The sequence below is a fragment of the Stenotrophomonas sp. X genome, from assembly GCF_055721025.1.
This window is the reverse complement of sequence record NZ_CM146756.1, coordinates 2,831,066-2,842,480: the sequence shown is the minus strand read 5'-3', so window position 1 is coordinate 2,842,480 and position 11,415 is coordinate 2,831,066. Positions and strand designations below refer to the sequence as shown.

Genomic DNA, 11,415 nt, shown 5'->3' with positions numbered 1-11,415 from the left:
TCAGTGTTTTCCTGTGCAACGGCAAGAGGGGGCGTTGGGGGACTCGGGCACGGGATCGAAGCCGCCGGGATGGAACGGATGGCAGCGGCCCAGCCGGCGCGCAGCCAACCAGCTGCCGCGCAGCGGGCCGTGCCGCGAGATGGCGTCCATCGCGTATTCAGAACAGCTCGGCACGAAACGGCAGCGCGGCCCCAGCAGGGGGCTGATGAAGCGCTTGTAGAAGCGCAGCAGGGCAATGAGCAGGCGCGAGATCACCCAGTCATCTTATGCCAGTTGGCATGAAGGACGCATTTGTGCAGGATGGGGCGTTGGTCGCATGTCGCCGATGGCCTGCGACCGGTACCAGCACCGTCGGGTGCTGGCCAGGTTCCGTACCGCGCAAGGCGGTCCGTGTTCGTCGGACTGCCCTCCAGGGCGCCTTGGCTCCAGGACTGAATGGAGCAGGGTGCCAAGGTTGCTGCTGCGGGTCGGGTAGGCTATAAAGGCCCGCTTTCCCGGGCCCCGGGAAATCCAAGGAAGAGCGTTTCGTGGCTGCTAAAAAAACTGCAAAGAAGGCCGCAACGGCCGCCAAGAAAACCGCCAAGCCTGTTGTGAAGAAGTTGGCGGCAAAGCCCGTTGCCAAGAAGCCGGCCAGCAAGCCGGCGACCAAGGCAGCGTCCTCGCAACCGGCGGCCAGGAAGGCCACCGCAAAGAAAACGCCGGTCAAGGCAACCAAGCCGGTGGCGAAGAAGGCCGCTGCGCCCGCCAAGGCCAAGCCAGCCGCCGCCAGCAAGAAGGCGCCGGTGAAGAAGACCGTCAGCAAGGCCGCGCCGGTGAAGAAGGCCGCCGCCAAGCCGGTGGTGAAGAAGGCTGCAGCCAAGCCGGTCGCCAAGCCCGTAGCAAAGAAGGTCGCTGCGGCTAAACCGGCCGCCACGCCTGCCGCTGTAAAGAAGGTTGCCAAGAACGTTGCCGCGCCGGCCGTAAAGCCGACCCCGGCCCCAGTAGTGAAGTCCGCACCGAAGCCTGCTGCCAAGCCGGCTCCGGCCAAGCCTGTCCCGGCCAAGACCGTGGCAGTGGCGGCAGCCCAACCGGCCTCAACGCCGGCCCCGGCCGCCGCTCCTGTCGCTTCGAAGGCCCCGCAATCCAAGAATCCCGTGCCCGTTTCGAAATCGCCTGCCAAAACCGCCGTGAAATCCGATTCCGCCCCGAAGACCGCGTCGCGCCCTGTCGGCAAGGTTGCCGTGGCCGTCGCCGCCCGCTCGGCAGCGCCGGCCCCGCGCAGCAAGTACAAGGTGGTCGAGTACAAGACCGACGAGGCCACTGGCCGCCCGATCCTGCCGGCTGGCTACAAGCCGTCCTCGGAAGAGGAATACATGAGCCCGCTGCAGCAGGAGTATTTCCGCCAGCGCCTGCAGAACTGGCGCGCGGACCTGGTGGAAGAGTCCAAGCAGACCATCGAGAACCTGCGCGAGGAAGTGCGTGACATCGGCGACGAAGCCGAGCGTGCGACCCGCGAGACCGAGAACTCGCTGGAACTGCGTACCCGCGACCGCTACCGCAAGCTGATCGGCAAGATCGACAGCACCCTGAAGCGCCTGGAAGCAGGCGACTACGGCTACTGCGTCGACACCGGCGAAGAAATCGGCCTGGAGCGCCTGGAAGCGCGCCTCACCGCAGAGCGCACCATCGACGCCCAGGAGCGTTGGGAGCACCTGCAGAAGCAACAGGGCGACTGATTCCAGTTCGTTGTCTGGTCATGCGAAAGACCCGGCTTCGGCCGGGTTTTTTGTTGGGTTCGTGTTGGTTGCGTAGAGCGGCGCCTTGCGGGTATCGGCGTGAGCCTGCGGGTGGGTCCGGGCAGGACACGCTGCAAGTACATCCCTGTAAGCTCGGCCGCGGCATCCATGCCGCGGACGGTCCTGCCCGGACCCACCCGCAGGCTCTCGACGGTTTCCTGCGTGCGCGGCCGATGTAGAGCCGAGCCCACGCTCGGCTCAGGCCGACAGGAGCGGTCATGCGTGCGCTCGCGGCTGTTGGGTCCGCCTTGTAGCGAGCCGAGCACCGCAGGGGAGTCAGGGGCGAAGAGGCGCCGCTGTTTGAGCGCAGCGAGTTCGGCGCCGTCCCCTGATTCACCGAGGAGCACAGGGCACCGGCGCGCAGCGCCGGCTCGCGGATGGCGGAGCGTTTCTTTGGTTACTTTCTTTGCACGAGCAAAGAAAGGTACACCCCGCCGCGGTCGCGGAAGAAGCCCGCCGGGCGCGGCCCGGCGCAACCGCTGCGTGGGCGCACGGAAATACGCAGCCGAGCATGGGCTCGGCTCTACAGGTTCACTGCAGGTCGCGAAGATTCAATTTCCGCAATGTCGGGTTCTTCCACGCGGTGATCCCGGCCACGCTCAGCACCGCGAATCCGCCCAGCACCACCGCCGGCACCAGGCCGAGCAGCTTCGCCATCGTGCCGGCATAGAACGCGCCCAGCTCATTGGACGAACTGATGAAGATGCCGTTGATCGACGATACGCGACCGCGCATTTCTTCCGGCGTAGCCAACTGCAGGATGGTCGAGCGGATCACCACCGAGACGCCATCGAACGCGCCGTAGAACAGCAGGATCAGCGCCGACAGCCAGAAGTGCTGCGACAACCCGAAGCTGATCACGCACAGGCCGAAGCCGGCCACCGCGAACAGCAGGACGCGGCCGGCATTGCGCTGCAGCGGGTGGCGCGCCAGCCACAGGCCCACGCACACCGAGCCCAGCGCCGGCATCGCGCGCAGGATGCCGAGGCCTTCCGGGCCGTGGTGCAGGATCTCGTGCAGGAACGCCGGCAGCATCGCTACCACGCCGCCCAGCAGCACCGAGAACATGTCCAGCGCCATCGCGCCGACCATGATCCGGTTGCCGACCACGAAGCGCGCGCCTTCGGCGATGCTCTTGAAGATCGGTGCGGCCGGACCGGTATGCACCGGTTCTTCCACCTCCAGCGTGGCCAGGCAGGCCATCGCCACCAGCGCAAAGGCCGTAGCCACCGCGTAGGACAGACCCTTGCCACCGAAGCCGACCAGCACGCCACCCAGTGCCGGGCCGGCGATCATGCCGGCCTGGAACACCACCGCGCCCAGGCCAGCGCCACGGGCGAACTGGTCACGGGCCAGCACGCGGGCGAACAAGGCGTTGTAGATCGGCGACAGGAAGGCGCGGACCATGCCGGTCAGCGCGATGGCCGCATAGATCGGCCACACGCCGTCAATCGGCAGCCAGCCCATGGCTACGCTGGTCAATACCAGTGCAGTGGCGATCAGCCCGCAACAGGCGACCATGCCCAGCCGACGGCGCGGAAGGTGATCCACCAGGTAACCGGCGAACGGAGCCACGCAGAAGAACGGCACGACCTCGGCCAGGCCGATCAGGCCCAGCGAGAACGGATTGCGGGTGACTTCGTAGATGTGCCAGCCGACAGTGACCGCGACCACCTGGTAGGACAGCATCGCGAAGATGCGGTAGGCCAGCAGCCTGGCGAAACCGGGGCGGGACAGCAGGCCCAGTGCACTGTCTTCGGCTGTGGCGGGTTCGCTCACGACGGGTCGCGCTGCAGCTGCGCCTGCGCCGTCTCACGGATGAACGCCAGCATCGCCGCCACCCCATTGCTGCGGGTGGGCGAGAGGTGGCGGGCCAGGCCGATGTCCTGGATGTAGCTCGGCTCGGTGTCCAGGATCTCCTGCGCCGAGCGCCCGGAGTACACGCGCAGCGCCAGGAAGATCAGGCCGGAGACAATCGCCGAATCGCTGATGGCATGGAAGCGCAGCGACTGCGCGTTGCCCTCGGGCACGATCCAGACCATCGACTGGCAGCCGAGCAGGCGATGCTCTTCGGTCTTCCATTCTTCCGGAAAGGGCGGCAGCTTGCGGCCGAGGTCGATCAGGTACTGGTAGCGCTCGGACCAGTCGCCGAAGAAGCCGAATTCCTCGGCGATGGCGGCCTGGGCCTCGGCGGCGGTGGGTTCAAGCGGGAACGGGGAGTCGGTCACAACAGTCTCTACGGTGGGGCGTGGCCGGCGGACCGGCCACGGGGCAGGGCAGGTCAGCTGCGCTTGCGCGACCAGCGAACGCCCTGCGGGGTGTCATCCAGCACGATGCCTTCGGCGGCCAGCTGGTCGCGGATGGCGTCGGCACGGGCGAAGTCGCGTGCCTTCTTGGCCGCGGCGCGCTCGTCGATCAGGCCCTGGACGCGGGCATCGTCGTCCTCGTCGCCCGCTGCGGTGCCGAACCACTGCGCCGGGTCGGCCTGCAGCAGGCCCAGCACCAGGCCCGCACCGAGCAGTTCGCCCTTCAGGCGCGCCTGTTCGGCCGGGTCGGTGGCACGACGCGCGTCGGCGGCGATGCGGGCCACTTCGGCCAGCGCCTGGGGTGTGTTGAGATCGTCGTCCAGGGTCGCTTCGACGCTGGCGGGGATCACTGCCGTGGCCTCGATCGACGCCAGCTCGCGCAGGGTGCCGTACAGGCGGTCCAGGGTGCGCACCGATTGTTCGATCAGCGCATCAGACCAGTCCAGCGGCTGCCGGTAGTGGGCCGACAGCAGGGCCAGGCGCAGCGCCTCCGGCGGATGCTGGCGGACCAGGTCGTGTACGCGCTCGATGTTGCCCAGCGACTTGCTCATCTTGGCGCCGCCGAAGTTGAGCATGCCGTTGTGCAGCCAGAAGCGGGCGAAGATCTTGCCGCCGTGGGCGCATTCGCTCTGCGCGATCTCGTTCTCGTGGTGCGGGAACTGCAGGTCGACGCCGCCGGCGTGGATGTCGATGGTCTCGCCCAGGTGGGCTGCGGCCATCGCCGAGCATTCGATATGCCAGCCCGGACGACCCCGGCCCCACGGCGATTCCCAGCCGGGCAGGTCGTCGCTGGACGGCTTCCACAGCACGAAATCACCCGGGTCGCGCTTGTACGGGGCCACGTCGACACGGGCACCGGCCAGCATTTCTTCCGGGTCACGGCGCGAGAGCTTGCCGTAGCCGTCGAAGCTGGCCACCGCGAACAGTACGTGACCCTCGGCGGCGTAGGCATGACCATTGGCGATCAGCTGCTCGATCATGGTGATGATCTGCGGCATGTGCGCGGTCACCTCCGGCTCGATGTCCGGCGGCACCACGCCCAGCGCGGCCATGTCTTCACGGTAGGCGGCGGCGAACTTGCCGGTGATGGTGCTGATCGGCACGCCCTGCTCGCGCGCGGCGGTGTTGATCTTGTCGTCCACGTCGGTGATGTTGCGGGCGTAGCGCAGCGCGCCGAAACGGCGCCGCAGCAGGTCGGCCAGCACCCCGAACACCACCGGGCCACGGGCGTTGCCGATGTGCACGTAGTTGTAGACCGTGGGGCCGCACACATACAGGGTCGGACAGGCCGGGTCGAGCGGAGTGAACGGTTCGAGCTGGCGAGTCAGGTTGTTGTGCAGGCGCAGGGTCATGGGGCTGTGGCTGGGGGACAAGCCTGTGATTTTAGAACGTGTCGGCCCCCTTTGGGGGCACTGGCTGCCACCGGTGGACGCCGGGTCCGTCCAGGGTGGGGTGGGCAGGAGCGGCGTGGACGGGTAATGTTCAGCCCCTTGCGCTCGCCACTGCCTACACTATTGCCGTGTCCTTGCTCCCGTCGCCAATGAAATCCACCGCGTTGCTGACCCTGGCCTGCCTGTCGGCGCTGCCCGCCGTGGTGCTGGCCCAGGAGGCCGAGCCCCGCAACCGGGTGGTGATCGTGGAGAACGTGAAGTTCGACTACGCCCAGGTGCTGAACGTCGAGCCGGTGTTCCAGACCCTGCGCGCGACCCGTACCGAGGAGCACTGCGAGCCGGTGTCGACCCGGACCCTGGCCCCGGTGAACGTGACCGGCGAGGAGCCGGTCGAGGACAAGGGCCGGATCAGCCGCTTCTGGGATTCGGTGCGCTCGATGTTCAAGCGCAGCGATGAGGAGGTTGTTGAGGAGGTCGGAACCGAGTCGCCGGCCCCGGCGCCGGCCAACACCGGTCCGATGCTGACCCGCGACTGCCGCATCGTTCCGGTGGGGCGTGAATTCCGCCGGCCCATCGCCTACGACGTGGATTACGTCTACAAGGGCACCAAGTATCGGTCGCGGCTGCCGGAAGACCCGGGCAACCGGCTCAAGATCCGGGTGTCGATCACCCCCTGGGTGGGTCCGGAGCAGGGCGCCGCCGGCAATCCCTGATTCTGCGACCCCGGCCCCTTGCGCCGGTCACGGCTGCATGCAAAGATATTCGGCCATGAAGCTCACCGACTTCCAGCACGACAGCAGCGCAGCCCGACAGGCGTCGGGCATGACCTCGCGTGCGCGTCGACCGGAACCCCACATTCTCGCTGGGTAACCGGAGCTTTTTGCTGTTCGTCCGAAAAAAACCCAGCCCGCCGGCTGGGTTTTTTCGTTTCCGCGTTCTGAAAGCTGCAACTGCAACCTTTTCGTTTCACCTTTGCTTCCTGTTTTCCCTTCCACCGCGTCGAACCCGGCGCCGCCACGCAAGGAAAGATGATGTCCCCCAAGCACTTCCTGAACACCCAGGACTGGAGCCGCAGCGATCTCGACGCGCTGCTGACCCAGGCCGCGCTGTTCAAGCGCAACAAGCTCGGCGACCAGCTCAAGGGCAAGTCGATCGCGCTGGTGTTCTTCAACCCGTCCATGCGTACCCGCACCAGCTTCGAACTGGGCGCATTCCAGCTCGGTGCCCACGCGGTGGTGCTGCAGCCGGGCAAGGATGCGTGGCCGATCGAGTTCAACCTCGGCACGGTGATGGACGGCGATACCGAAGAGCACATCGCTGAGGTGGCCAAGGTGCTGGGCCGTTACTGCGACATCATCGCCGTGCGCGCGTTCCCCAAGTTCATCGACTGGGCCTACGATCGCCAGGACATCGTCCTCAACAGCTTCGCCAAGTACTCGCCCGTGCCGGTCATCAACATGGAGACCATCACCCATCCGTGCCAGGAGCTGGCCCACATCATGGCGCTGCAGGAGCACTTCGGCACCCAGGACCTGCGCGGCAAGAAGTACGTGCTGACCTGGACCTACCACCCCAAGCCGCTGAACACCGCCGTGGCCAACTCGGCGCTGACCATCGCCACCCGCATGGGCATGGACGTGACCCTGCTGTGCCCGACCGCCGACTACATCCTCGACGAGCGCTACATGGGCTGGGCCGAGCAGAACGTGGCCGAGAGCGGCGGTTCGCTGAAGATCAGCCATGACATCGACAGCGCCTACGCCGGCGCCGACGTGGTCTACGCCAAGAGCTGGGGTGCGCTGCCGTTCTTCGGCAACTGGGAACCGGAAAAGCCGATCCGCGACCAGTTCAAGCACTTCATCGTGGACGAGCGGAAGATGGCGCTGACCAATAACGGGGTGTTCAGCCACTGCCTGCCGCTGCGCCGCAACGTGAAAGCCACCGATGCGGTGATGGATTCGCCGCAGTGCATCGCCATCAACGAAGCCGAGAACCGCCTGCACGTGCAGAAGGCGATCATGGCCGCCGTTGCCGGGCGCTGATTTTTTCCGATTCAATCATTTCTGCCGGGCACGGCCCGGCGCTACCAGGACATACCCTCCCCATGAGCAACAAAGACGTCGTTCTCGCCTTCTCCGGCGGCCTGGATACCAGCTTCTGCGTGCCCTACCTGCAGGAGCGTGGCTACAACGTGCACACCGTGTTCGCCGACACCGGCGGCGTGGATGATGAAGAGCGCGATTTCATCGAGAAGCGTGCCGCCGAGCTGGGCGTGACCAGCCATGTCACCGTCAATGGTGGCCCGGCCATCTGGGAAGGCTTCGTCAAGCCGTTCGTGTGGGCCGGCGAAGGCTACCAGGGCCAGTACCCGCTGCTGGTCTCGGACCGCTACCTGATCGTTGATGCCGCGCTGAAGCGTGCTGCCGAGCTGGGTACCAACATCATCGCCCACGGCTGCACCGGCATGGGCAACGACCAGGTCCGCTTCGACCTGGCCGTGAAGGCACTGGGCGACTACCAGATCATCGCGCCGATCCGCGAGATCCAGAAGGAACACACCCAGACCCGCGCCTACGAGCAGAAGTACCTGGAAGAGCGCGGCTTCGGCGTGCGCGCCAAGCAGCAGGCCTACACCATCAACGAGAATCTGCTGGGCGTGACCATGTCCGGCGGCGAGATCGACCGTTGGGAAGCCCCGGGCGAAGGTGCGCGTGGCTGGTGCTCGCCGCGCAGCGAGTGGCCGGAACAGGCGCTGACCGTGACCCTGAAGTTCGTTGAAGGCGAAGCCGTCGAACTGAACGGCAAGGCGCTGCCGGGCGACCAGATCCTGGCCCAGCTCAACAAGCTGTTCGCCCCGTACGGCGTTGGCCGCGGCGTCTACACCGGCGACACCGTGATCGGCCTGAAGGGCCGCATCGTGTTCGAGGCCCCGGGCCTGGTCTCGCTGCTGGCCGCGCACCGCGCGCTGGAAGATGCCGTGCTGACCAAGCAGCAGAACCGCTTCAAGCCGGACGTGGCACGCAAGTGGGTGGAGCTGGTGTACGAAGGCTTCTACCACGACCCGCTGAAGACCGACATCGAAGCCTTCCTGAAGTCCTCGCAGGCCAAGGTCAACGGCGAAGTGGTGCTGGAAACCCGCGGTGGCCGCGTCGATGCGGTGGCGGTGAAGTCGCCGCACCTGCTCAACACCAAGGGCGCCACCTACGCACAGTCGGCCGACTGGGGCGTGGAAGAGGCTGAAGGCTTCATCAAGCTGTTCGGCATGAGTTCGACGCTTTACGCGCAAGTCAATCGCTGAGCGATTGAATTGCGCGCGCGTCTCCCGCGCATTCCACCTTAACCCTGCGCCGTTGGCGCGCCCCCTTCAACAAGAAGGGGGCTCTCCACCAGACGCATCACGGTAGCGCCGGGCCATGCCTGGCGGAATTCCACAGGATCTTTGTTTCATGCTTGAACAGACGCTCGATCACCTGCAGGCCCTGGTGTCCTTCGACACCCGCAACCCGCCGCGTGCGATCACCACCGGTGGCATCTTCGATTACCTGCGCGCGAACCTGCCCGGCTTCAACGTCGAGGTGATCGACCATGGCGCGGGTGCGGTCAGCCTGTACGCCGTGCGTGGGACGCCGAAGTACCTGTTCAACGTGCATCTGGATACCGTACCGGACTCGCCGCACTGGAGTGCCGATCCGCATGTGATGCGCCGCCTGGACGACCGTGTGGTCGGCCTGGGCGTGTGTGACATCAAGGGCGCGGCCGCTGCGCTGGTGGCGGCGGCCAATGCCAGCGATGGCCATGCCGCCTTCCTGTTCTCCAGCGACGAGGAAGCCAACGACCCGCGCTGCATCGCCGCGTTCCTGGCCCGTGGCCTGCCGTATGAAGCCGTACTCGTGGCCGAACCGACCATGAGCGAAGCGGTGCTGGCGCATCGTGGCATCAGCTCGGTGCTGATGCAGTTCGCCGGCCGTGCCGGCCATGCGTCGGGCAAGCAGGATGCGGCTGCCAGCGCATTGCACCAGGCCATGCGCTGGGGCAATCGCGCGCTGGATCATGTGGAATCGCAGGCCTCGGCCCGCTTCGGTGGACTGACCGGTCTGCGCTTCAACATCGGTCGCGTCGAAGGTGGCATCAAGGCCAACATGATCGCGCCCGCTGCCGAAGTGCGCTTCGGTTTCCGTCCGCTGCCGTCGATGGATATCGATGCGTTGCTGGCGACCTTTGCCGGTTTCGCCGAGCCGGAAGCCGCCATGTTCACCGAGACGTTCCGTGGTCCCAGCCTGCCCGCCGGTGACATCGCCGAGGCCGAGAACCGCCGCCTGCTGGCGCGCGACGTGGCCGATGCGCTGGAGCTGCCGATCGGCAATGCCGTGGATTTCTGGACCGAGGCGTCGCTGTTCTCGGCCGCTGGTTACACCACCCTGGTGTTTGGCCCGGGCGATATTGCCCAGGCCCACACCGCCGATGAGTTCGTGACGCTGGACCAGCTGCAGCGCTACGCCGACGCCGTGCACCGGATCATCGCCGCCGGCGCCTGATCGACCCTACAACGCCGCCATGCCCCGGGCATGGCGGAACTGCAACGCGGCGACCGCCGCCTGTGACGAAACCGAAATGTCTCCTGCCCTCCAGCCCCACCGCCAGACCCGCCAGACCATCGTGCGCCTGCTTTCCAGCATGGCCAGCGCGAAGGAGATCAGCCAGTACCTCAAGCGCTTCTCGCAGCTGGACGCCAAGCGCTTCGCCGTGGTCAAGGTCGGCGGCGCGGTGCTGCGCGACGATCTCGACGCGCTGACCTCTTCGCTGTCGTTCCTGCAGGAAGTCGGGCTGACCCCGATCGTGCTGCACGGCGCCGGCCCGCAGCTGGATGCCGAGCTGTCGGCGGCCGGCATCGAGAAGCAGACCGTGAACGGCCTGCGCGTGACTTCGCCGGAAGCACTGGCGATCGTGCGCCGGGTGTTCCAGCAGTCCAACCTGCGCCTGGTCGAGGCGCTGCAGCAGAACGGCGCACGTGCCACCTCGATTACCGGTGGCGTGTTCGAGGCCGAGTACCTGGACGTGGACACCTACGGCCTGGTCGGCGAAGTGAAGAAGGTCAACCTGGCACCGATCGAGGCCAGCCTGCGTGCCGGCTCGATCCCGGTCATCACCAGCCTGGGTGAAACTGCCGGTGGCCAGATCCTCAACGTCAACGCCGACTTTGCCGCCAACGAGCTGGTGCAGGAACTGCAGCCGTACAAGATCATCTTCCTGACCGGCACCGGTGGCTTGCTGGACGAGGCGGGCAACGTGATCGATTCGATCAACCTGTCCACCGAATACGATCACCTGATCGCGCAGCCGTGGATCCACGGCGGCATGAAGGTGAAGATCGAACAGATCAAGGACCTGCTCGACCGCCTGCCGCTGGAGTCGTCGGTGTCGATCACTCGCCCGGCCGACCTGGCCAAGGAACTGTTCACCCACAAGGGCTCGGGCACGCTGGTGCGCAAGGGTGAGAAAGTGCTGCGCGCCACCGCCTGGAGCGAGCTCGACCTGCCACGGCTGAAGGGTCTGATCGAATCCAGTTTCGGCCGCACCCTGGTGCCGGACTACTTCGAAAAGACCAGGCTGCTGCGTGCCTATGTCAGCGAGAACTACCGCACTGCGGTGATCCTCACCGACGAGGCCGAAGGCGTGTACCTGGACAAGTTCGCCGTGCTCGACGACGCGCAGGGCGAAGGCCTGGGCCGCGCGGTCTGGAACGTGATGCTGGAGGAGACCCCGCAGCTGTTCTGGCGCTCGCGCCACGGCAACCCGATCAACCACTTCTACTACGCCGAGTCCGATGGCTGCTACAAGCAGGATCACTGGAAGGTGTTCTGGTTCGGTGCCGATGGCATCGACCGCATCAAGACCTATGTCGACCACTGCGCCCAGCGCGCGCCGAGCCTGCTGGGGTGAGCG

At 66.3% G+C, this 11,415-nt stretch carries 10 protein-coding genes; 6 read left to right on the top strand and 4 right to left on the bottom strand.

Features of this window, described 5'->3' with window-relative positions; translation table 11 throughout:
• Positions 1 to 255, bottom strand: coding sequence for a membrane protein insertion efficiency factor YidD (yidD, locus tag ACZ75I_RS13205; RefSeq protein ID WP_014037867.1), 255 nt, complete (start codon positions 253 to 255; stop codon positions 1 to 3).
• Between the two features lie 272 nt (positions 256 to 527).
• Here yidD and dksA point away from each other — a divergent pair, with 272 nt between their 5' ends.
• Positions 528 to 1,715 carry an RNA polymerase-binding protein DksA gene (gene dksA, locus ACZ75I_RS13200; protein ID WP_472958062.1) on the top strand — a complete coding sequence of 396 codons (1,188 nt, stop codon included), beginning with the start codon at positions 528 to 530 and terminating at the stop codon, positions 1,713 to 1,715.
• A gap of 591 nt (positions 1,716 to 2,306) precedes the next feature.
• Here dksA and ACZ75I_RS13195 read toward each other — a convergent pair.
• Genes ACZ75I_RS13195 through cysS form a run of 3 tightly spaced genes read right to left on the bottom strand, consistent with a single transcriptional unit; the run spans position 2,307 to position 5,433 of the window.
• Positions 2,307 to 3,554 carry an MFS transporter gene (locus ACZ75I_RS13195; protein WP_154351138.1) on the bottom strand — a complete coding sequence of 416 codons (1,248 nt, stop codon included), beginning with the start codon at positions 3,552 to 3,554 and terminating at the stop codon, positions 2,307 to 2,309.
• Positions 3,551 to 4,003 carry a SufE family protein gene (locus ACZ75I_RS13190; RefSeq protein ID WP_061478045.1) on the bottom strand — a complete coding sequence of 151 codons (453 nt, stop codon included), beginning with the start codon at positions 4,001 to 4,003 and terminating at the stop codon, positions 3,551 to 3,553. The genes ACZ75I_RS13195 and ACZ75I_RS13190 overlap by 4 nt, the downstream gene beginning before the upstream one ends.
• Before the next feature lie 53 nt (positions 4,004 to 4,056).
• On the bottom strand, positions 4,057 to 5,433 hold the full coding sequence (gene cysS, locus ACZ75I_RS13185) for a cysteine--tRNA ligase (RefSeq protein WP_061478044.1): 1,377 nt from the start codon (positions 5,431 to 5,433) through the stop codon (positions 4,057 to 4,059).
• 188 nt (positions 5,434 to 5,621) lie between these two features.
• Between cysS and ACZ75I_RS13180 the strand changes: the two genes are divergently transcribed.
• The 5 genes from ACZ75I_RS13180 to ACZ75I_RS13160 all read left to right on the top strand — a co-directional run bounded on the left by ACZ75I_RS13180 (position 5,622) and on the right by ACZ75I_RS13160 (position 11,412).
• Positions 5,622 to 6,185 (top strand): glycine zipper 2TM domain-containing protein, encoded by a 564-nt coding sequence (locus tag ACZ75I_RS13180; RefSeq protein WP_061478043.1) that lies wholly within the window; start codon positions 5,622 to 5,624, stop codon positions 6,183 to 6,185.
• Between the two features lie 318 nt (positions 6,186 to 6,503).
• On the top strand, positions 6,504 to 7,514 hold the full coding sequence (locus ACZ75I_RS13175) for an N-acetylornithine carbamoyltransferase (protein ID WP_069139794.1): 1,011 nt from the start codon (positions 6,504 to 6,506) through the stop codon (positions 7,512 to 7,514).
• 62 nt (positions 7,515 to 7,576) lie between these two features.
• Positions 7,577 to 8,770 (top strand): argininosuccinate synthase, encoded by a 1,194-nt coding sequence (locus ACZ75I_RS13170; protein WP_108750132.1) that lies wholly within the window; start codon positions 7,577 to 7,579, stop codon positions 8,768 to 8,770.
• A gap of 148 nt (positions 8,771 to 8,918) precedes the next feature.
• On the top strand, positions 8,919 to 10,007 hold the full coding sequence (locus tag ACZ75I_RS13165; RefSeq protein ID WP_472958061.1) for an acetylornithine deacetylase: 1,089 nt from the start codon (positions 8,919 to 8,921) through the stop codon (positions 10,005 to 10,007).
• A gap of 76 nt (positions 10,008 to 10,083) precedes the next feature.
• Positions 10,084 to 11,412: an acetylglutamate kinase gene (locus ACZ75I_RS13160; protein ID WP_061478039.1), complete on the top strand. Its 1,329-nt coding sequence runs from the start codon at positions 10,084 to 10,086 to the stop codon at positions 11,410 to 11,412.
• The last annotated feature ends 3 nt before the right edge of the window (positions 11,413 to 11,415 follow it).